General features: G+C 48.3%; 23 protein-coding genes and 2 riboswitches. Of the genes, 4 read left to right on the forward strand and 19 right to left on the reverse strand.

What is annotated here, in order from left to right; genetic code table 11:
• Positions 1-9 precede the first annotated feature (9 nt).
• The gene (locus AXG56_RS13485; protein ID WP_008636807.1) at positions 10-381 is read left to right on the forward strand and encodes a helix-turn-helix domain-containing protein; all 372 of its coding nucleotides are present in this window, start codon (positions 10-12) and stop codon (positions 379-381) included.
• A 47-nt stretch (positions 382-428) separates the two neighbouring features.
• On the opposite strand, the gene AXG56_RS13490 is transcribed toward AXG56_RS13485, so the two are convergent.
• From AXG56_RS13490 to AXG56_RS13505, 4 genes are all read right to left on the reverse strand, one after another.
• Positions 429-1,421, reverse strand: a complete 993-nt coding sequence (locus tag AXG56_RS13490) for a Gfo/Idh/MocA family protein (protein WP_026577757.1) — start codon at positions 1,419-1,421, stop codon at positions 429-431.
• 72 nt (positions 1,422-1,493) lie between these two features.
• Positions 1,494-2,189, reverse strand: coding sequence for an SGNH/GDSL hydrolase family protein (locus AXG56_RS13495; protein ID WP_062514991.1), 696 nt, complete (start codon positions 2,187-2,189; stop codon positions 1,494-1,496).
• A gap of 61 nt (positions 2,190-2,250) precedes the next feature.
• Complete coding sequence (locus tag AXG56_RS13500) at positions 2,251-2,919, reverse strand: CAP domain-containing protein (protein ID WP_026577755.1); 669 nt, start codon at positions 2,917-2,919, stop codon at positions 2,251-2,253.
• A gap of 119 nt (positions 2,920-3,038) precedes the next feature.
• Positions 3,039-3,242 carry a hypothetical protein gene (locus AXG56_RS13505; RefSeq protein ID WP_008636796.1) on the reverse strand — a complete coding sequence of 68 codons (204 nt, stop codon included), beginning with the start codon at positions 3,240-3,242 and terminating at the stop codon, positions 3,039-3,041.
• A gap of 137 nt (positions 3,243-3,379) precedes the next feature.
• Between AXG56_RS13505 and AXG56_RS13510 the strand changes: the two genes are divergently transcribed.
• Positions 3,380-4,282, forward strand: a complete 903-nt coding sequence (locus tag AXG56_RS13510; RefSeq protein WP_062514993.1) for an aldo/keto reductase family oxidoreductase — start codon at positions 3,380-3,382, stop codon at positions 4,280-4,282.
• 82 nt (positions 4,283-4,364) lie between these two features.
• Here AXG56_RS13510 and thiE read toward each other — a convergent pair whose 3' ends face one another.
• The 5 genes from thiE to thiW all read right to left on the reverse strand — a co-directional run bounded on the left by thiE (position 4,365) and on the right by thiW (position 7,866).
• A complete protein-coding gene (thiE, locus tag AXG56_RS13515) occupies positions 4,365-4,982 on the reverse strand; it encodes a thiamine phosphate synthase (protein WP_062514995.1) in 618 nt (205 codons plus the stop codon).
• Positions 4,979-5,740: a hydroxyethylthiazole kinase gene (gene thiM, locus AXG56_RS13520; protein ID WP_008636792.1), complete on the reverse strand. Its 762-nt coding sequence runs from the start codon at positions 5,738-5,740 to the stop codon at positions 4,979-4,981. The genes thiE and thiM overlap by 4 nt, the downstream gene beginning before the upstream one ends.
• Positions 5,737-6,543: a bifunctional hydroxymethylpyrimidine kinase/phosphomethylpyrimidine kinase gene (thiD, locus tag AXG56_RS13525; protein WP_062514997.1), complete on the reverse strand. Its 807-nt coding sequence runs from the start codon at positions 6,541-6,543 to the stop codon at positions 5,737-5,739. The genes thiM and thiD overlap by 4 nt, the downstream gene beginning before the upstream one ends.
• On the reverse strand, positions 6,540-7,226 hold the full coding sequence (gene tenA / locus AXG56_RS13530) for a thiaminase II (RefSeq protein WP_008636790.1): 687 nt from the start codon (positions 7,224-7,226) through the stop codon (positions 6,540-6,542). The genes thiD and tenA overlap by 4 nt, the downstream gene beginning before the upstream one ends.
• 42 nt (positions 7,227-7,268) lie before the next feature.
• Positions 7,269-7,372: riboswitch (TPP riboswitch) on the reverse strand.
• A 5-nt stretch (positions 7,373-7,377) separates the two neighbouring features.
• Positions 7,378-7,866 carry an energy coupling factor transporter S component ThiW gene (thiW, locus tag AXG56_RS13535; protein ID WP_026577751.1) on the reverse strand — a complete coding sequence of 163 codons (489 nt, stop codon included), beginning with the start codon at positions 7,864-7,866 and terminating at the stop codon, positions 7,378-7,380.
• Positions 7,867-7,952: 86 nt separating this feature from the next.
• Positions 7,953-8,063, reverse strand: a riboswitch (TPP riboswitch).
• Between the two features lie 99 nt (positions 8,064-8,162).
• Between thiW and AXG56_RS13540 the strand changes: the two genes are divergently transcribed.
• Positions 8,163-8,678 (forward strand): DUF3221 domain-containing protein, encoded by a 516-nt coding sequence (locus AXG56_RS13540; protein ID WP_062514999.1) that lies wholly within the window; start codon positions 8,163-8,165, stop codon positions 8,676-8,678.
• Between the two features lie 27 nt (positions 8,679-8,705).
• Here the strand turns inward: AXG56_RS13540 and AXG56_RS13545 are convergent, their stop codons facing one another.
• From AXG56_RS13545 to AXG56_RS13555, 3 genes are all read right to left on the reverse strand, one after another.
• Positions 8,706-9,248, reverse strand: coding sequence for a Fic family protein (locus tag AXG56_RS13545; RefSeq protein WP_235601504.1), 543 nt, complete (start codon positions 9,246-9,248; stop codon positions 8,706-8,708).
• 49 nt (positions 9,249-9,297) lie between these two features.
• Positions 9,298-9,477 carry a hypothetical protein gene (locus tag AXG56_RS13550; protein ID WP_008636785.1) on the reverse strand — a complete coding sequence of 60 codons (180 nt, stop codon included), beginning with the start codon at positions 9,475-9,477 and terminating at the stop codon, positions 9,298-9,300.
• Between the two features lie 99 nt (positions 9,478-9,576).
• Entirely contained in the window at positions 9,577-10,413 is an 837-nt protein-coding gene (locus AXG56_RS13555) for a Ku protein (protein ID WP_026577748.1), read from the reverse strand.
• A gap of 111 nt (positions 10,414-10,524) precedes the next feature.
• On the opposite strand from AXG56_RS13555, the gene ligD reads away from it, so the two are divergent.
• Complete coding sequence (gene ligD, locus AXG56_RS13560; protein WP_062515268.1) at positions 10,525-12,258, forward strand: DNA ligase D; 1,734 nt, start codon at positions 10,525-10,527, stop codon at positions 12,256-12,258.
• A gap of 73 nt (positions 12,259-12,331) precedes the next feature.
• On the opposite strand, the gene AXG56_RS13565 is transcribed toward ligD, so the two are convergent.
• The 7 genes from AXG56_RS13565 to AXG56_RS13595 form a co-directional block, all read right to left on the reverse strand.
• A complete protein-coding gene (locus AXG56_RS13565) occupies positions 12,332-13,888 on the reverse strand; it encodes a fatty acid--CoA ligase (RefSeq protein WP_062515001.1) in 1,557 nt (518 codons plus the stop codon).
• A 69-nt stretch (positions 13,889-13,957) separates the two neighbouring features.
• Positions 13,958-15,097, reverse strand: coding sequence for a thiolase family protein (locus tag AXG56_RS13570; RefSeq protein ID WP_062515003.1), 1,140 nt, complete (start codon positions 15,095-15,097; stop codon positions 13,958-13,960).
• A gap of 282 nt (positions 15,098-15,379) precedes the next feature.
• Positions 15,380-16,120 (reverse strand): Cof-type HAD-IIB family hydrolase, encoded by a 741-nt coding sequence (locus AXG56_RS13575; protein WP_008638896.1) that lies wholly within the window; start codon positions 16,118-16,120, stop codon positions 15,380-15,382.
• A gap of 122 nt (positions 16,121-16,242) precedes the next feature.
• Positions 16,243-17,430 (reverse strand): M20 family metallopeptidase, encoded by a 1,188-nt coding sequence (locus AXG56_RS13580; RefSeq protein ID WP_062515005.1) that lies wholly within the window; start codon positions 17,428-17,430, stop codon positions 16,243-16,245.
• 13 nt (positions 17,431-17,443) lie between these two features.
• Positions 17,444-18,280, reverse strand: coding sequence for a MetQ/NlpA family ABC transporter substrate-binding protein (locus AXG56_RS13585; RefSeq protein WP_008638900.1), 837 nt, complete (start codon positions 18,278-18,280; stop codon positions 17,444-17,446).
• Positions 18,281-18,295: 15 nt separating this feature from the next.
• Positions 18,296-18,958 carry a methionine ABC transporter permease gene (locus tag AXG56_RS13590; RefSeq protein WP_008638903.1) on the reverse strand — a complete coding sequence of 221 codons (663 nt, stop codon included), beginning with the start codon at positions 18,956-18,958 and terminating at the stop codon, positions 18,296-18,298.
• Complete coding sequence (locus tag AXG56_RS13595; RefSeq protein WP_008638905.1) at positions 18,948-19,976, reverse strand: methionine ABC transporter ATP-binding protein; 1,029 nt, start codon at positions 19,974-19,976, stop codon at positions 18,948-18,950. Before AXG56_RS13595 ends, AXG56_RS13590 begins: the two co-directional genes overlap by 11 nt.
• Positions 19,977-20,023 lie beyond the last annotated feature (47 nt).

The following is a 20,023-nucleotide window of genomic DNA, read 5'->3' on the forward strand; positions in this document are numbered from 1 at the left end:
GTGGATGGAGTGACAGGGAAAACCACCGGGATCGATGTCACCCTTGATATTGTCTGCGGCAAATGGAAAGGACTGATCCTTTGGCAGCTGCTGCATATTGATTCAATCCGATTCAACGAGTTACGCCGCTCTATAGAGGGGAACATCTCCTCCCGAATCCTTACCAGGGAATTAAAGATGCTGATTGATGACGGTTTAATCGAGCGAATCGATTATGGAACCGTCCCTCCCAAAGTGGAATACCGCATCACTCCTTATGGGAAAACGACATCCACGTTTTTGGAAAGTATGAACCGCTGGGGACTTATACATAATCAAATAAGTCTGTCAGATAAGGACATTACCGGTGAAATACAACATAAGAAGGATAACAGCTGCTGAAAGAAGAAGAGGCCCTTGAACGAGTGAAGAGGCCTCTTCGGAATGGATCAAAACGAACGATCTGCCGGATAAGTAAGGCCGATTTGTCTACGGGCTTCTTCCATTACCTTCGCTGCGATCAAAGTATGTGTCAATGAATTATTTCCAGCATGATTTTTCTCACCTTTAACAAGAGAAACGAATGCTTCGGTCTCATAGTACATAGGAAGAAACTCCTTTTCTTCCACTTCCAACTCCTCCACGCTTCCATCTCTGTATCTAATCTGTATGTCCTTCGGTTCTGAAATATTAGGAATGACTATGGTACCTTCTTCTCCCTGAATTTCCGACGGTGCATACGCATTGATGATTTTCGAATGCATGACGACACCTTCCATATCCTTATATCGGGCTAAGACGGTACCTTCTCCATCCACGCCGGATTCAAGCATCACCCCGTTTGCCTTTACTTCCTCCGGAGCCCCGAACAGGGTGACCATCGGATAAATCCCATAAATACCGAGATCCATCAGAGACCCGTTGGATAGAGAAGGTTGGAAAGCATTTAATACTTCCCCTTCTCTGTAAGCATCATAACGGGAAGAATATTTGCAGAAAACACCTACGTACCTTCTGACCTTTCCAATCTTATGTAAATTCTCCTGAACAGCAAGAAAACCGGGCATCACCGTGGATTTGACAGCTTCCATAAGGACGACACCATTCTCCTTTGCCACTTGAATCATCGATGCGATCTCCTGTTGATTGGACGCCATCGGCTTCTCACACAGAACATGCTTCCCAGCCTTCATAAGCTCAACAGCCTGTCGGGCATGAAAGGCGTTTGGACTGGCAATATATACAGCATCCACTTTATCACTTTCAGCCAGTGCATGGATGTTTGTGTACGTTTGGGAAACTCCATAATTCTCCGCAAATGCTTTGGCACGGCTTTCCGTCCTGGAATAGACTGCTGTCAGTTCTACCTCTTTATGCTGACGGGCCGCCTCTATCCACTTCTCTGTAATCGTATTTGTTCCGATCACTGCGAACCTGATCATTCCTAACACCCCATTCGTTAATGTAGCACTATTATACAACACACCAATGAAAAGACCTACCTGATGGAAATTTCAGTCGATGTGCTTCAGACCAATTTCAGCAAGGATTTCCTGGCCTTCTGTCGTCGGGTGGACGTCTCCTTCGATGATCAGCTTCGGCTTTCCCTCAAAAGCCTTATGGGCATCGATCAACTTCACAGAAGCGAAATGCTGGAGCAGTTTAATGACAGATGCATACTGCTGATTGATATAGGATAATGGTGTCGAAAGTTTCTCCCCTGCTGCCGGATAAGGGTTATAGATATTGTAGACGAGAACCTTCCCGTCAGTCAGTTGATCGATTTCTAATATAGTTGAATAAACATTGTAGATAAGGTCTCTGATAATCGGCGCCGCTTCCTCCATCTTCAAACCCTTCAAGCCACCATTTTTCTTAAGAATATTCAGCAGGTCATTCCCTCCAATATAGAGGACGACATAGTCGGCGTCATGAAGCGCTTCACGAAATATATCATTAGAACGGACGGCCTGAAGCAGTTCTTCCGATGTAAGACCAGGGATGCTTAAGTTGATGACCTCCATATCACGCTCCGTACCAATAAGGGATGGGAACGATTGCTTAGGAGGATTTAAGTTCCCTTCTACCAGGTTGTATCCAAACGGAATGGAGTCTCCTATCGCGACCATTCTTTTATCTTGAAAAGCTCCGGCGGTAAGCGGAAAGGACAAGACGAGAAACAGAGCAGTCAATATCGATATAACTTTCACCTTATACATCCCCTGTTCTTGAATTATGTAAGACAGGGCGCCCGCTAAGGCACCCGTCTGACTATTTCCGAATAAACATCTGTACCCATTGGTTTCCGTCTTCGGAAAATCCGACTCCTACATGGGTCATGTTCTTATCCATTATGTTCTTGCGGTGTCCGGGACTGTTCAACCATCCTTTGACAACCTCATCCGGTGTGCTTTGTCCTGCCGCTATGTTTTCAGAGGCCTTTCTATAATCGACCCCATACTCTTTCAACATTTCAAACGGACTTCCATACTTCGGTGATGTATGAGAGAAGTAATTGTTTTCTGCCATATCTTCGGATTTATCCTGGGCTACCTCTTCCACCTCATTACTATTCTTCAAAGGCTGAAGTCCTTGTTTTTCTCTAGCTTCATTTGTAAGATCCAAGACCTTCTGTTGAAAATCCCCTTCTGGTGCGGCAGACTGATCCTGACCGTCTTTTTGCTCAAATAAGTATGGATCCTGCGCTGTACCATTCGGGTTCATCCCTTCGAAAGGAATGTTCGCGTCAAAACGATTCTGTCCGTTCCCATACTGCCCATAATTTCCGCGATCCTGCGTCCCACGGTCTGCAGGATCAAAACTGACCTCATTTAAATTATTCTGCTGTCTTTCCCGTGCAGATTGGTCTGTTGTATTACAAGCCGCAAGCATGATGAGCATCATGACGGCAAATGCTGTGTACCATAAATGTTTAGGCATGTTTCTTTATCCTCCTCAGGAATTTCATCAGTTTTACTATGTACGCCCAATCAAAACTTATCCATGAGAAGATGTTCCATCCCAAATAAAAAAAGAGCGGAATTCCGCTCCCTTTTCCCTTACATATGACAATCCGGACAACAATGTTGACAGCCATTGACCTTATCAAATGTATTTCGCGCTTCCTCGAGTGCACTGCTGCACTCGCTATGTCCGCCTAAAGCAAGCAGGTTCTTCTCGAAAGGCATGAAATTACAACCTTCGACATGCACCTCATGTCCGCCGTCTGCCTGCTGATTCTGATTCGCAAAATATTGAGCCACTAATATCTCCTCCTTAGCCTCTTTGTACCCGGACAAGATGAATTGAAACCGGAAAGGAAGCGTTATCCACACTGTTTTAAATGCTTCATGGTAGGATATAGCATAGAACCAAAACCATAACGAAAGGCGGAACAACTATGCAACGCGTATCTATTACGGAAGACATGTCTTACTCAAGACTCATCCACGGCCTTTGGAGGCTGGCAGACTGGAAGCAGACGAAGGAAGAAACATTGGAGTTAATGGAATATAACCTTGATCTCGGCATCACAACTTTCGATCATGCAGATATTTACGGAAGTTACACGTGTGAGGCTTTATTCGGAGATGCTTTGGCTCTAAAACCATCCTTACGAGAAAAAATGGAGATCGTGACGAAATGCGGCATCGTCCTTCCTTCCAAAAACCGGCCTGAGCATAAATCACACCATTACAATACAAGCCGGGAGCATATACTCACCTCTGTGGATCATTCGTTGACCAACCTCCAAACCGATTATATCGACACTTTGCTTATTCACCGCCCGGATCCTTTCATGGACGGGGAGGAAGTGGCGGCCGCTTTCACTCAATTGAAAAAGGAAGGCAAAGTCCGGCATTTTGGTGTGTCCAATTTTAAAAATCACCAATGGACTATGCTTCAATCCTATTTGGATTTCCCATTAGTGACCAACCAACTGGAACTCTCCGCCATACAGCTTGAAAATTTCGAAGATGGTACGCTGAATGCATGCCAGGAGAAACGTACGGCACCAATGGCGTGGTCTCCTTTGGGCGGTGGAGATATTTTCCACTCCAATGACGAGAAAGCCGTGCGCCTGCGCGACAGCTTACATAGGGTGAAGGATGAAATCGGAGCGGATGGTATCGATCAAGTGCTTTATGCCTGGCTGCTGGCACACCCGGCCTCGATTATGCCGATTATCGGTTCCGGCAAGAAGGAGCGGGTTCTCCAAGCTGTCCGCGCGCTCGATTACCAATTAAACCGCGATCAGTGGTTTGATATCCTGCAAAGTTCAATGGGGCATGACGTCCCGTAATGGATGTGTTAACGGCTTTAAGTGTTACACAGACTTTTTAAAAAAGGAGTTCCGGCAATGTTTGCCGGAACTTCTTTTGTTTTTATAATGACTGAACCGCTCGTTCAATGTCCGCGGCTTTCGTCACGGCCGATACGACAGCGACGCCGGCCGCCCCTGCCTCCATGACAAGATGCGCATTATGCTCATCAATACCCCCGATACCGACGACTGGTAATTCGGGATGAGTCATCCGTATATCACGAATAAACTCCGGACCCGTAACTGGATTAGCATCACGCTTCGTGGAAGTAGGAAAAATCGGCCCGGCACCAACATAATCGACTAGATGAAGAGGGCTTTGTTCCAGGTGATTCCTATCGGACAAAGATAGGCCGATCGCAGCGTCAGGGTATGCCGCCCGGATACTCTCTACATGAACATCTTCCTGCCCCACATGAATGGCCTCGGCATCTAAAACTTCGAACAGTCGGATGTCATCATTGACGACAAATAAGACGTTGTTTGCATCACATACCCGCTTCAAAGCACGCCCGAGTTCGACTTTATCTTTCCACTCCATAGAACCATCCCCCTTTTCCCGGAATTGAAAAGCCGTGATTCCGCCGGAAACAGCTTCAGACAGCGTTTCCAAAGGATCTTTTACACAGTCTTGGCTACCCATGACTAAATACTTCCGCAGACGATGAGAAAGTGTCATATGCCTTCCTCCAGATCCCGGCTGAGTGCATCAAGGAAATGCGGCAGGAATGTTCCAGGGCCCTGAACAGATGGGAGAGAAGCGGCCTGCTCCGCTGCACGACCGTAATGCTTCAACGCCGTTTCCAGTTTCTCGTACACTCCGCCATCGACGCTAAGAACAGCGGCGAGAATGGAACCCAGGAGACAGCCGGAACCGGTGACGCGGCCAAGCAGCGGATGACCGCTCTCGTTCCGACCGCTTTTTCCATCGGCACAAAAGCGGTCAACGGCACCTGTGCAGACGACCGCTGTTCGGAATGCTTCAGCAACCGCTTGAACAATTTCCCCGGTATTCCCTTCCCCGACAGAATCGACTCCCTTCGTCTCCACTTCTATATCAACCAGCCGAGCCAGCTCTCCTGCATTTCCTTTGATGACCGTCGGTTGAACCTCCTTTACGATGCGTTGAAATGCTTCATAACGATACTTGGTCGCCCCTACCCCGACGGGATCGAGAACGACAGGAATACCTTTCTCATTAGCGGCTCTTCCTGCCAAGATCATGGATTCCACCTGGTAATCATTCAATGTTCCGATATTCAACAACACCCCGTCTGCCAACATCGCTACGTCCGCCGCTTCCTGATGGGCGGCTGCCATGATTGGCGAAGACCCGAAAGCAAGCGCACCGTTCGCTGTGAAATGGACGACCACTTGGTTCGTGATGTGATGAATCAGCGGCCGCTTTTCTCTTACTTTTTCTATGATGGTGTTCATCCTTTCATCGTCTCCTTCCTGGTGGCAAAATGATTGGTGGGTCCGCTTCCTGCTCCCAGGTCAAAGGAGTAACGAATGGCTTCGGTAACAAAGTACTTACTTTTACGGACGGCTTCTTTCAACGTATCGCCCCGGCTTAAGTATGCCGTGATCGCAGCCGAATACGTACAACCGGTGCCATGGGTGTTATTCGTATCGATTCGCTCTGCTTCCAAAACGGTCATCTCGTTTCCATCATATAAATAATCGACCGCATGACCTCTCAGATGACCTCCTTTGACAAGTGCTGCACCAGCTCCATAAACCTCGACAAGTTCTTCCGCTGCCTTTTTCATAGCTTCTTCCGTCTCTATCACCTTACCGGTCAAATACTCCGCTTCCGGTATGTTCGGTGTTACGAGCGTTGTTAAAGGAACAAGCTCTTTCCTGAGATAATCCCTCGCCTTTTCCTCAATTAAAGGATCGCCGCTCGTTGCTACCATCACAGGGTCCATGACGTATGCAGCCTCTGTTTCCTTCAGCCATTGTTTAAGGACCTCCATCATATCGATAGTTGCCACCATACCTGTTTTCAGTGCATCGATCGGCATATCGTCTGATACTGCATAGAGCTGCTGCTTCAGCATCGTGACCGGAAGATGATGAACCGCAGATACGCCGGTCGTATTCTGAGCGACTACCGAAGTGACGACGCTCATCCCATAACTTTGAAGCTCTTGAAACGTCTTTAAATCCGCCTGGATACCCGCACCGCCGCTTGGATCCGTTCCGGCAATGGTAAGAGCACACTTCACTCGGTTCATCGGTAAACCCCCTCAGCTACGGGCCATTCCTCGACGGTATAGGCCATTTCCCAGAAGGATAATTCCAGCTGGCAGCTCTTTCGGAAAGCTTCACGCATCTTATTCTTCTCCTCGTCTGAAGCTTGCTCTGCATAGGCATCAAGCTTCTCGCAAAGCTGTCCTGTCAATCCGCCTATTTCTTCCTCTGCATAGAAATCGATCCAATCAAAGAACGGATGATTTTCGTCCGGTTGATAGGCTTTCGTTAGTTCTTTACCGATTTCGAGATATGTCCAGGGGCATGGAAGTAAGGCGGCAATAATTTCTCCAATACTGCCCATATGCGCATGGTAGAGCATATGTTTAATATAGTGGTCCGCTGTCGGTGGCAGCGGGTAACCCTGCAGTTCCTCATATTCTTTACCGATATATCGGCACAGGTTGTTATGGGGATGCACTTCACTGTGGAGCACAAAGTTGATCTGGTCATTGAAGAGCTCAATATCTTCTCTTTTTGGTGATTTGGAAACAGCAATGCCGTACACATGCATAAATGCATTCAAATATTCAAAGTCCGCTTTCACATAATGAGCGACAGCTTCTTTCGGAAGTTCTCCTTTTCCGAGACCTTCAACAAATGGATGGTGAAAAATAGCTTCAAACACGTCCTGATTTTCTTTTCTTAATTGAGTGGAGAATGACATAGTGGTGCCTCCCTGAGTTATTCGGAAGCTACTAGAGGATTGCAGAGGTCCAGACTACTTCCCTACGCTGGTACGAACCAGATCAGGTGTTGAGGGACAAAGGATAATCCTTATCTCAGCGATAATTCGCGCCCCTAGCAGTTTCCGTGTATTATGGTTGTAATAGAAGTTGTTCTGCTTTGATACGTGACAGCACAAACCAGCCGATGGCAGCTCCTGACAGACTGCTGATGAAGAAAGAAGGAACAAAGGCAAACGCTCCGGCCGCACTGCCCATGATGAATCCAGCCAGCGGAACGGCGAGTAATGCTCCAATGATTCCAGTTCCAATCACCTCGCCGACTACAGCTGCCCCTTTCCGTTTGTATATCCGATAAAACAAACCAGCAAATAATGCTCCGACCATTCCACCAGGAAAAGCCAACAGTGTTCCTAGCCCTAAAAGAAATCGCAGCAGGCCGATGCAGAAAGCAATGGCAGCAGCAGGCAGCGGTCCAAGCATCACAGCAGCCATGACATTTACCGCATGTTGGACAGGATATGCCTTCGCGATGCCTGCCGGGAACCAGAGCAGCTGTGCTCCGAATGTTCCAATGGCAACAAACAGTGCCATAATAGTCAATAAACGTGTACGGTTCAATACATTCCCCCCTTCCATAAGAAAATAAAAAAGCCAGGTCCTGGAGAGGACCTGACTTGGATCATAGACAGTCGATGAATAACTATTCGTTCGTCTGACTACTTCCCTCCGCTGGTATTAACCAGATCAGGTTCATAAGAGTCGAAAAGCTTTACGCTTTCCTCTCAGCCTGTAACAAGGCCCCCCTAGTAGTTGAATCGTACTATTTGCTTGGTTGAGTCTTATGATAACAAAGTTCGTATCTTCTGTCATGTGCAATATTCTGAATAATATCTGTATTCGAGAGGAGAATGACAATGAGAAACATCTGGACAATGATGGGGGCCGCTTGTTTGATTCTTTTGGCGGGGTGCAGTTCTGCACCAGCCGGCTCGGATTATGAGGAAACGGAAGCAGAGGCGCCTCCGGAGCAAGCAGAAATCAGCGGATATGTGATGGAACAGGAAGGATCCAGTATCCTTGTCGTCACTCCGACTACAGAGTCAGAAGAAAAAGGGCGGGCGATGTGGGTGTCTGAAGCTCCGGACAACGAATGGACAGGTAAATATGTAGATGTTTGGACAGACGGCCCCATTAAAGAAAGTTTTCCAGAACAGGCACCTGCCGATAAGGTTTCCGAAGTGGAGATGAGTGAAGTAGAAGGGGCCCGATTGACGACCTCCGAAGCCTTGGCTTCCGCTCTAACCGATGTAGAAGATGACAAAATTGTCGCCGTGGCGGAAATTCTATTTGATGAAGACGATGACCAGTGGCAGATTGTTCTTAAGGAAAACGAAGGACCGGAGAAGGAAGTGCTTGTAGAAGATGAATAAAAAGCCGGGGATTCCCCCGGCTTTTGCTCATTTGGCAAGTGGAACAAGCGACGCTTGGATAACCGAATAAAGACTGCTGATATCCTTGACTGAATCGATGCTCGCTTGAAAGACCTCCTCTTTCGGTACACAGGACCAATCCAGATGGTAGCCGGCTTCCAAGGCGATTGTGCGGATGAACTCACGCAAGCTCCGACCATTTCCTTCCCGAAACGGATGAAGGACGTTCAACTCCGCCATATAGTGAGCCAGTTTCCGTGCTAAGTCCTCTTTGTCCATCCCTGCCCACTCTTCCTTCATTAGAGAATCAAAGATCGGGACAGAAGCTTCCTGAATGAAGCGGGCCTGCGCAAAAGAAAACCCGTCCTTCGTGATATTCTCTGTCCTGATATTGCCCGCAAAAGGATAAAGGTCGGAAAATAAACGGGCGTGAATACGTTGCAAATGTCTGAGGTCGAAGTCCCCTTCCACAGGCTTTTCCTGCAGTTCCGACAAACGCTGGGTGGCAAGGATCGCCTCCATATACTCCAGCTGCTTGTCGTCCATAAGGTCATAGTGATTAATCAGCACATCAGTCCCTGCATAACAATAGCGGGAGGATTCACCCCCATACCTGGAACTAGGCATGGCGGGACAATTCCAAAGCCCGCTTGACGAATTCTTTATGGGATATGGCTCCTGTAAGACACTTCTTAACTAATGATTCCTGCTTCTTATTCAAGCTGAACCCTTCAATAGCCATAGACGCTTTCGCAGAACGCATCAAATGCTCTGCCTGTTCTTCTGTCCGAACACTCATTCTTTCCCCTCCGAACCACATGTATCTACTATATATTATACTACAACGCCTCTTAATAATACAGTCAAAACGTTCGACAAACCCTTGTCACATAAGGGATTATGACGTCTTCTTCTTAGTGGAGGCAGTCGTTTTTCGTTTCGTTGTTTTTTTCTTCTTCGCGCCTTTGGTCCGCTCCAACGATTTCTCCAGAGCTTCCATCAAATCGGTGACATTGTCCGGTTTTTGTTTGTCTGCTGCCGTCGTAACCTCTTCGTTGTTCTTCTTCGCCTCAATCAAGTCCATCAACGCGGTTCGGTATTCGTCCGTATATTTTCCCGGATCAAATGTTTCGGTCAATTGATCGATCAATGTCACTGCGGTACTAAGCTCTTTCTTTCCTAAATCCGCCTCTGCCGGCACATTCGGGACATCCTGTACGTTTCTTACTTCGTCCGGGAAATGGATCGTTTCCATGAGCAATGTATTTTCATAAACACGAACAACCGCCAGCTGTTCCTTGGATCGAATAATAATTTTTGCTACACCTATTTTCCCCGTATCGGACAGAGCTTGGCGTAACAACCCGTAAGCTTTCGATCCCCCTTCATTGGGCGATATAAAATAGCTTCGTTCAAAATAAATCGGATCGATTTCCTCCAACTTGACGAAGTCGAGGATTTCGACCGCCTTATCCTCCTGCTCCTTCTTCAGCTGTTCCAAATCCTCTTCATCCAACACCACGAATTTGTTCTTGGCATATTCATAGGCTTTCACAATTTCTTCCTGGCTGATTTCCTCTTCACATACCGGACAGCGTTTTTTGTATTCCACCGGTGTCTTACATTCTTTGTGAAGCTGCCTTAGCTTAATATCCTTGTTCTCCGTCGCTGCATGAAGCTTGATCGGAATATTGACGAGACCGAAGCTGATGGTTCCTTTCCACATCGTATGCATAGTTCTCGACTCCTTTTTCTCCTAGCATTCACGACAGGTCGGTAAAATATGTTCGCCGGCTGTGGGTAAACTAAGCAGCATATAAAAAAGGAGCGGGTGTCTTTGAAACCGATGCTATTGACTGCTGCAGAAGATTTGCCGACCGGACCGGATTGGATTTATGAAGTGAAGTATGACGGCTTCCGCTGTCTCCTCCATGCTTCGGAGGACGGGATAAAGCTATGGAGTAGAAACGGCAAGGACTTGAGTGGCCGCTTCCCGGAGATATGCGGACTTGTTCCCCCAGCCGACTCGCTCCCCTTCACGATTGACGGGGAACTCGTCATCCGTAACACACGGTGGCAGACAAACTTCTCTCGCTTGCAGACGAGAGGACGGTTAAAGAAGGAAGCTGTAATAGCCAGGGCCGCCCGGGAAAGGCCGTGTACATTTGTCGCATTTGATCATTTGACGGGGGGGAAACAGAGATTGGAAGAACGAAAGCGAAGCCTGTACGCTCTCGTTCAAACCATCCAGCATCCTCACATCGTGCTTTCAGAAGTACACACCAGCCTAGAAAAGATAAAAGCATTAGTATTGCTTCACAGGGCGGAAGGGATTGTCGCAAAACACAAGAAGAGCTTTTACAGCGAAGGGGAGCGGTCCAAGCAATGGTTGAAATGGAAGAACTTCCGCAGCGTTTCCGGCTGTCTGACAGCCTATGATCCGGCCAACGGCTACTATGACGTCACTCTCAAGGAGGAGACGTTGGGAAAGTTCAAAAATGGGCTGTCTGTCGAAGAAGCAGAAACACTTCAGATGTTTTTTAAAAGTAACGGAGAAAATCAGGCCGGGAAATGGCATGTAACTCCAAGCGTCTGCGCGGATATCCATTGCCTTGATGCAGCGGATGGGGAAATGCGCGAACCTGTTTTTCACCGATTCCGCTTTGATCTGACACCGGAGAACTGCACAAAAGAGAAGATGGAGTGGGACCTTTCCCTCTATCCTGAAGAAGTACCTGTCACGAACTCGGATAAACAGCTGTGGAAGAACGTCAGTAAGAAACAATACTTTCAATATATCCGTCATATCGCACCTTACATGCTGCCATTCTTAGCGGAGAAGAAATTGACAGTAATCCGCTGTCCGGACGGGATTACTGCTGAGTCCTTCTATCAAAAGCAAGCCCCGGATCATGCTCCGGACTATTTAGACACATGGGAAGAAAAAGACGGAAGCCGGATCCTTTGCAATAATCTCCCCTCGCTCCTTTGGCTTGCCAATCAAGGAGCAGTGGAGTTCCATATCCCTTTTGACAAAACAGATGCATCCTTACCCGATGAAATTGTCTTCGACCTGGATCCCCCAAGCCGGGAACACTTTTCACTTGCGATTACCGCTGCACAGTGGATGAAGCAGATGCTGGATGAAATCGGAGTCATCAGCTTCATCAAAACGTCTGGTAACAAAGGGATGCAGATTCATATTCCTATTCAAGCAGGCGACTTCAGCTATGAGGAAACGCGGAACCTTACCGAAGCTGTGGCGGAAACACTCGTACAAAAATGCCCGGACCTGTTCACAGTCGAACGCCTGAAGAAAAAACGAGGAGAGAAGCTGTATCTGGATTATGTCCAGCATGCAGAAGGGAAAACAATCGTTGCCCCCTATTCCGCTCGCCGTACCGATGAAGCCACGGTTGCCTGTCCGTTATTTTGGGAAGAGGTAAAAGAAGGACTGCGACCGGAATCCTTCACGATTAAGAACGTCCTGGCCCGACTCGAAGAGAAAGGCTGTCCGTTTCTCCAATATGAAGAGGCACGGAAGCGGCAGCCGGTCAAACAGTTGAAGCGACTCTTATGATTTTGTCGAAACATTCCCCGGGAAATGACAACAAAAAAGCGGTGCTCCCTGCGCATGAGAGCACCGCTTTCCCTTATTCCAACATAGCTGTCCGTTCTTCTCTTAATTTAAATTTCTGCAGTTTACCACTGGCGTTCCTCGGCAATTCTTCCATAAATACATATCGTCTCGGCCGCTTAAAGCGGGCCAGCCTTCCGCCTGAGGTGCAGAAAGCATCCAACTCTTCGGAGGACACCGGGTCCCCCTTACGGACAATGAAGGCGACCACCCGCTCTCCCCACATCTCATCCGGCTCCCCAACAACCGCCGCATCGAGCACACCAGGATGATCAAAGAGCACATCCTCTACTTCTCTCGAGTAGATGTTCTCTCCACCGGATAGAATCATATCTTTCACTCTGTCCCTTACCCACAGATATCCTTCTTCATCAAAGGAGCCGATATCACCGGTGTGATACCACCCTTTGTATAAGACTTCTTCCGTTTCTTCCGGCCTGTTGTAATAGGCCGTCATCATACTCGGCCCGCGGACGATAATTTCCCCCAGTTCGAACGGTTTGCAGATTTCATTGGGTTCCGCCGGTCCATGCTCATTCGTTCGCACGACCCTGACGTCATGATTAAGCAGCGGTCTTCCTGCCGATCCTGCTTTTCTTATTTGCTCCTCGTCCATCAATGCTGTAATGGCAGGGCCCATCTCCGTCATGCCATAAGCCTGGAGCAGTTCTACCCCAAGGGCGTCGTGCAGACGCTTCGTGAGGGATGGAGCCATGGGAGCTCCACCGTATAATCCCTGTCGGAGCGTCTGGAAATCCTCTGCACTGAATTCTTCTTCCAGCACCATGTTCCACATCGTCGGTGCTGCAAACAAGCAGGTGATCTGCTCCTGCTTGACGGTTTCAATCAGTTCTTCCGCTTCGAAGTGGTGCATAATCACATTTGCTGCCCCTATCATAACGCGCGGGAAGAAGGCGCAGTGCAGTTCCGCACAGTGAAAGATCGGGGCAACCGTTAATCCGCGATCCTCTTTCGTGAGACGCAGACAAGCTGTCATAATCAGCGATTGATCGATCATGTCACGGTGGGAGTGGATGACGCCTTTCGGTGACCCGGTCGTCCCTGACGTGTACATGATGGCATATGGATCGTTTTCATCGAGTTGACACAACGGTCGATCTGCTGTAACACTCGCCAGTCGATCGTGATAGTTTACGGCGTGCTCCTGCTCGACTTCATCAATGCTCCAAAATTCGATGGCAGGCATATCTGCAGCTATCGGAGCGACTTGTGACGCCGTAGCCCTCTCAAACAATACGACCTTAGGGGAGGCGTCGGTCAGAATATAGCGGATCTCCCGTTCTGACAGTCGGAAGTTGACCGGTTGGAAGACGGCACCGATCTTCATACAGGCAAACAGCGTCGTAGCAAATTCGGATGTATTGAAGAGGACAGTCGATACCCTGTCTCCCTTCTCCACTCCGGATGCCCGTAAAGCATTGGCAGCTCTATTCACTTCAATGTCCCACTCTGCATAAGTCCACCGGATTCCAAGTCGTAAATCCACCAAGCCTTCCTTATCCCCATGCTTCGCTACCGTTTGTTCGAACATCCCTTTAAGTGTTTGTGCCATCGTTTATCGACTCCTTTGTTTTTGGTTAGTCTAAAAACGGACCTGCCTCACCTGACGTTCTCCATGCAGTCATTTGATTCTTTCAATAATAGTCGCATTCGCCATTCCTAACCCTTCACAGACAGCCTGCAATCCGTAACGCGCGTTTCTCCTTTCCAGTTCGTGAACTAATGTTGTCATCAGCTTCACTCCTGTCGCGCCAAGTGGATGACCAAGCGCAATCGCTCCTCCGTTCACATTCACCTTCTCATGCGGTACCCCCGTTTCTTTCATCCAAAATAGCGGCACAGAGGCAAAAGCCTCGTTCACTTCAAAAAGATCGATATCCTCAAGAGCCAATCCGGCTTTTTCCAATGCTTTGTAGGTCGCAGGAAGCGGTCCTGTCAGCATGAGTGTCGGATCAGAGCCGATGACGGAGCGGGAGGCGATACGGCATCTTCCTTTGATTCCTTCTGCTTCCGCCTTCTCCTTTGACATAAGCAGTAGAGCGGCCGCTCCATCACTGATTTGACTGGCATTACCCGCTGTGATTTTCCCTCCTTCTTTAAACGGCGGCTTTAATTGTGCCAATGCTTCCATGGATGTATCCGTTCTTGGTCCTTCATCCCGGCTGCACACTTCCCCGTCTGCTGTCGTAATTGGATGAATCTCTTTATCAAACCGCCCTTCTTTTACCGCTTGTATCGCCCGCCTGTGGCTCTCGACCGCATATAAATCAAGCGCTTCTTTCGATATGTCCCAGCGATCTGCAATACGTTCAGCTGAGAGACCTTGATGAATCAATTCATATGCATCCGTCAGGCGTTCGTTATCCTTCACTCCCTGCCGATTCGAAAACATCGGAACCCGTGACATACTTTCGACTCCGCAGGCAATGACAGCGTCCATATCCCCGCTTGCGATTGCCTGTGCCGCAAAATGAACCGCCTGCTGGCTCGATCCACACTGGCGATCCAATGTAACACCAGGGACTTGAACAGGAAAACCCGCGGTAAGGGCAGCAATGCGGGCAATATCTCCTGCCTGCTCACCAACTTGCGTTACACACCCGGCAATCACATCCTCCACCTGAGAAGGATCCACTCCCGACCTTCGCATCAATTCTTTCAGCAATTCCGCTAACAGAAGGTCGGGCCTGACTTCACGGAACATGCCTCCTCTCCTTCCGACCGGTGTTCTTACTGCGTCAACGATCACTACTTCTCTCATTCCAAAACCTCCCCGCCAGACCCCTTCCTGCCACCCGCAGATGCGGGTGCTGGGAGCAGGAAACGTCGGCGCTCCAAATCCATGGCTCTCTAACTACGTTGCTGTATTTCTCTCTTTGCTGAATATATTCCTTCCTGATATTTAAATTGATTACAAAAATATGAAATTAGAAGGATTTCGACAGACCAGAATGACGAAAAACTTCACGATCCCCCACGCGCCTATGTTCTCAGAAATAAAAAAAACCTTGCAGCAAAAACCTGCAAGGTTATCTGTATCCTTTTATTTCAGAACTTTTTCAATAGCGCGCGCTACTCCATCTTCTGCGTTTGTAGCAGTCGTGAAAGCCGCTGCTTTCTTAACATCTTCCTGAGCATTCCCCATAGCGACACCAAGTCCCGCTTCTTTGATCATCGCCATATCATTCAAACTGTCACCTACGGCCATCACTTGACTCATATCCAAATCCAACCACTTGCAGACTTTTTTCAAAGCAGCTGCTTTATTCACACCAACAGGGTTGATTTCAATGTTCGTTGGACTGGAATTAGTCACTTCCAGCTCTTCATTGTTATTCAATTCTTCCAAGATGACTTCACGCACCTCATCGTCTTCTATGTCGAATCCGAATTTCAACCAGTCGTACTGATGGACCTCATTCTCAAACGGATCTTGACTATTATAGAGACCTTGTACGGTTGTAGACCAGAAATACAGGCCGTGTTCTTTTTTCAGTTCCCACAGCCTCTCGACATGTGTATGGTGGAGCTTATTCTGCTCTACCAGTTCGAATTGGTGATCATAGATTTCCCCGCCATTGATCGTGACGATGTAGGAAGAGCGTCCTAAAGATTCCGCAATATCCCTGCACCGGGACAGCGATCTGCCTGTACTTAGTACGACATGAATTCCTTGTTCTTTTGCTTCTTTTACAGCTTTTTCGTTAGCCTCAGAAACGGTGCCTTCATGACTTACGAGGGTCCCGTCCAAATCCAAGGCGATCAGTTTGATATCTTCCTTCATTTCTCCCACGTCCTCTCTATTACTGTATCCATTCTAATACATCCATGCCCCCGGTACAATAAATCCGTAAGCCCGGCAATAGAGAGACCCCATGTAAAGACGGATCTTTACACGGGGTGCCTTTATAGAGCTTGGTGCTCCTTCTTTATTTCCTGAAGCAGGACTTGGTCCAGCAGCAGGGTCAATCCTGTCTGACTTAACGCCTTGGCTCCTTTCATGAGCGCTTCGTCTCCCGCTTTCGAGCGGGCAGCTTCCCGAAACTCGTCCGTATGAGCAACAAGCGAGTCCGGGCCTATTTTGATATATGGATGAAGGGTAGGAATGACTTGGCTGACATTGCCTGCATCGGATGAACCGAGACCTTTACGCTCGGCATGATACACTTCGCCGAGTGCCTCGATCTTCTGCCGGAACACTTCATCAAACGTTGGGGTTACTTTAAAATTATCTACTCCGTTTTGAATGCGCGTCATTTTGTAATCCGCGCCTGTGATTCTCGCCGCACCTGCAGCGATTTCTTCAACCCTGCGTGTTACTTCATCACATGCTTCACGCGTTGCTGCTCGTAAATAAAACCTCGCCCGGGCATAATCCGGAACGATATTAGGTGCCTGACCGCCATCCAAGATGACTCCATGGATCCGCACGTCATCCGGAACATGCTGACGCAGGGCATTGATCCCGTTGTACAGTTGAATGACTCCATCCAAGGCGTTGATGCCGTCGTGCGGGTTGCTTGCCGCATGTGCACTTTTTCCGAAGAATTCAAAATCGACAGGATCGACGGCCAGCGTAGGCGCCGATCCCGACGTCCTCCCCATCGGATGAACCATCATACAGACATCTAAATCCTGGACGAGTCCGTGGCGGACGAATGTTCCTTTCGCACTGCCGTTCGGTCCGCCTTCTTCTGCCGGTGTGCCGAGTACGACGACATCTCCTCCGGTTTGACTGATCAATTCCCCTAATGCAATGGCAGCCGCACAAGAGGCTGTGCCGATAATGTTGTGTCCGCATGCATGACCAAGACCCGGCAGGGCATCATATTCTGCCAAAAACCCGATTTTAGGCCCGGGAACACCAGAGCTTTTCACCGCACGGAAGGCCGTTTCATGTTCTGGGATATTCCGATCAACGACAAACCCTTCCTTTTCTAAAAGAGTGGTCAGCGTATCTGCAGCGAAATACTCCTCGTTGCCTATTTCCGGGTGTTCATGAATGCTGTGACTGATGGATACGTATTCCCCCCGCTTCCCTTCTATCTTTTGCTCAAGAAGGGTGGAGAGAGAAGTTGCTGTGTCTGCAGTCATTTCCTCCACTCCTTTACCAGCCGATATCTTCCAATGGGACAAATGTCGGAATAAGGGAATCGTTATATGTTTTCTTAATGTGATCCGCTACGTCCTCTTCTTGATAAAGCTCAACGATTTTCTGGTAGACTTCTTTATCTGCTTCATCGGCACGAGCCGCAATGATGTTGATATAAGGTTGAGCGGTTTCATCCTCAATATAGACAGCATCTTCCACCGGTACAAATCCTGCTTCAACCGCGACTCCATTATTAATGACGGATGCAGCGACATCGGGAAGGACACGTGGTGTCTGGGCAGCAACAATCGGTTCAAATTTCAAGTTCTTCGGATTATCTTCAATGATATCGAGCGATCCATTTCCGTCGAAATCTTCCGGTAGACCGATCAGACCCGCCTGCTCAAGGAGAAGCAGAGCGCGTCCCATGTTCGTTGCTTCTTTCGGGACAGCGATGGAACTTCCATCAGGAATGTCCTTTACATCTTTATATTTTTCGGAATAGACACCCATCGGAGCAATGATCGTCGTACCGATCGGCTTCAAGTCTAAATCGTGCTCTTCTATGAAGGAATCAAAATACGACACCGTCTGGAAAGCGTTCAAATCGATATCTCCATCAGCAAGTGCCATGTTCGGGCGCACGTAGTCCGCGAATTCAACCAGTTCAATGTCAATATTCTCTTTCTCTGCTTTCTCCTGGACTTTCTCCCAAATCGGGACGCCGGAACCATTCAGGCCTACCTTCACTTTCGTCTTCTCACCAGAGGCTGCGTCGCCTTCACTGGAGCACCCTGCTAATACAAAACTGATGATTGCGATGAAACTTAAAATAAATCCCCACTTTTTCATAATAATATCCCCCTGTTATTGTCTACGTATTTTTCTTGATATAAAGTTTCCAACCGTCTGCGTAAGCTGCACAATCAGTACGAGCAATAGGACCGTTGCAATCATAATATCTGTTTCAAAGCGTTGATAGCCGTAAGAGATGGCCAAATCTCCCAAACCTCCGCCTCCAACAAAGCCCGCCATGGCGGAAGCACCGACGAGACCGATCGTTGCAATCGTCAAGTTAAGAATAATAGAACTCAATGCTTCTGGTATATAAACACGACGTATGATCTGCCAGGGTGTCGCTCCCATCGCTTCTGCTGCTTCGATGACTCCTGGTTTCACTTCAAGCAAGCTGCTTTCCACAAGCCTCGCTATGTACGGAGCAGAGAAGATGACGAGAGGAACGACAGCTGCTGCTGTCCCGATCGATGAACCGACAAGCAGACGTGTAAACGGCAGGATCGCTACGAGCAATATGATGAACGGAATGGAACGGAAGAAGTTCACAACCGCACTTAATCCGTTAAAGAACGGTTTATTTTGAAGCAGCCCTCCCTGTCTCGTAACAACGAGAAGTATTCCAAGCGGCAGGCCGATAAGCGCTGCTGCCAGGAGGGATATACCGACCATGACAAGGGTCTGGTATGTCGCTTCCCATATTTTCGGCCAAAAATCCATCAAATTAACCTGCATGTGCAGTCACCTCCTGTACCGTTACGGTTTGTTGGATATGGTGGATCGCTTTAAGAATTTCTTTCGCATCCCCTTGGAACTCCACGACTAAATGACCGAATGGAATACCCTGCAGTTCCGTAATCTGTCCGAACAGTACATTTACTTCCACATCAAAACGTTTCGCCACCTGTGAGAGGACCGGCTGTCCTGCGCTTTCCTCCACAAAGGTGATCCGGTAGATATTCCCGGAGGCATGGCGCTTTTCGATGCCGTCTAGAATAGACGCGGGTATATCATTCTCCATCACCGTCCTTACGAAATTCTTGGTTGTCGGATGCTGCGGATTGGAGAAAAGGTCGAAAATGGATCCACTCTCCATGACACGTCCGTTTTCCATCACTGCTATCCTGTCACACACCTCACGGACGACATTCATTTCGTGAGTGATCATCAGAATCGTAATGCCGTACTCGTCTCTCACCTTCTTCAGAAGTTCCAGGATTGACTTGGTTGTCTCCGGATCGAGAGCGGACGTTGCTTCGTCACATAATAGAATATCAGGGGAGGTCGCCAAAGCTCGGGCGATACCGACCCGCTGTTTCTGCCCGCCGGACAGCTGGTCCGGGTAATGATTTGCCTTTTCAGACAGACCGACGAAGGCTAGAATTTCCTTCACCCTTTGATCTATCTCTTTCTTCGGCGTACCGACAAGAGATAATGGAAATGCCACGTTATGGTGGACGGTTTTGGACTCCAGCAGATTAAAATGCTGAAAGATCATTCCGATGCGCTTCCGGACTGTCCTTAAATCCGGTTTGGACAGCTTCGTCAAATCCTCTCCATTGACGACGACCCTTCCTTCTGTCGGCCGTTCCAATAAATTAACAAGACGGACGAGCGTACTTTTTCCAGCGCCGCTGAAACCGATGACTCCGAAGATTTCCCCTTTATGTATCGTCAAATCGACACGGTCGACGGCACGCAGTTCTTTCCCTTCGTGCTGATACACTTTCGATACGTTTTCAAACTGGATCATCGAATCCCTCCTATGCTTTCCTAAACAAAAAGAGCCTCTCTTCTTAT

Origin of the sequence: Halobacillus sp. KGW1 (genome assembly GCF_001592845.1) — a bacterium.
GTDB lineage: Bacteria > Bacillota > Bacilli > Bacillales > Halobacillaceae > Halobacillus.

Coding starts and splice junctions, on each gene's coding strand:
- AXG56_RS13490 (WP_026577757.1), bottom strand. CDS start 1,421: ATGATCAGGTTCGCAGTGATCGGAACAAATACGATTACAGAGAAGTGG.
- AXG56_RS13500 (WP_026577755.1), bottom strand. CDS start 2,919: ATGCCTAAACATTTATGGTACACAGCATTTGCCGTCATGATGCTCATC.
- AXG56_RS13510 (WP_062514993.1), top strand. CDS start 3,380: ATGCAACGCGTATCTATTACGGAAGACATGTCTTACTCAAGACTCATC.
- thiE (WP_062514995.1), bottom strand. CDS start 4,982: ATGACACTTTCTCATCGTCTGCGGAAGTATTTAGTCATGGGTAGCCAA.
- thiM (WP_008636792.1), bottom strand. CDS start 5,740: ATGAACACCATCATAGAAAAAGTAAGAGAAAAGCGGCCGCTGATTCAT.
- thiD (WP_062514997.1), bottom strand. CDS start 6,543: ATGAACCGAGTGAAGTGTGCTCTTACCATTGCCGGAACGGATCCAAGC.
- tenA (WP_008636790.1), bottom strand. CDS start 7,226: ATGTCATTCTCCACTCAATTAAGAAAAGAAAATCAGGACGTGTTTGAA.
- AXG56_RS13540 (WP_062514999.1), top strand. CDS start 8,163: ATGAGAAACATCTGGACAATGATGGGGGCCGCTTGTTTGATTCTTTTG.
- AXG56_RS13550 (WP_008636785.1), bottom strand. CDS start 9,477: ATGAGTGTTCGGACAGAAGAACAGGCAGAGCATTTGATGCGTTCTGCG.
- AXG56_RS13555 (WP_026577748.1), bottom strand. CDS start 10,413: ATGCATACGATGTGGAAAGGAACCATCAGCTTCGGTCTCGTCAATATT.
- ligD (WP_062515268.1), top strand. CDS start 10,525: ATGCTATTGACTGCTGCAGAAGATTTGCCGACCGGACCGGATTGGATT.
- AXG56_RS13565 (WP_062515001.1), bottom strand. CDS start 13,888: ATGGCACAAACACTTAAAGGGATGTTCGAACAAACGGTAGCGAAGCAT.
- AXG56_RS13570 (WP_062515003.1), bottom strand. CDS start 15,097: ATGAGAGAAGTAGTGATCGTTGACGCAGTAAGAACACCGGTCGGAAGG.
- AXG56_RS13575 (WP_008638896.1), bottom strand. CDS start 16,120: ATGAAGGAAGATATCAAACTGATCGCCTTGGATTTGGACGGGACCCTC.
- AXG56_RS13580 (WP_062515005.1), bottom strand. CDS start 17,430: ATGACTGCAGACACAGCAACTTCTCTCTCCACCCTTCTTGAGCAAAAG.
- AXG56_RS13585 (WP_008638900.1), bottom strand. CDS start 18,280: ATGAAAAAGTGGGGATTTATTTTAAGTTTCATCGCAATCATCAGTTTT.
- AXG56_RS13590 (WP_008638903.1), bottom strand. CDS start 18,958: ATGCAGGTTAATTTGATGGATTTTTGGCCGAAAATATGGGAAGCGACA.
- AXG56_RS13595 (WP_008638905.1), bottom strand. CDS start 19,976: ATGATCCAGTTTGAAAACGTATCGAAAGTGTATCAGCACGAAGGGAAA.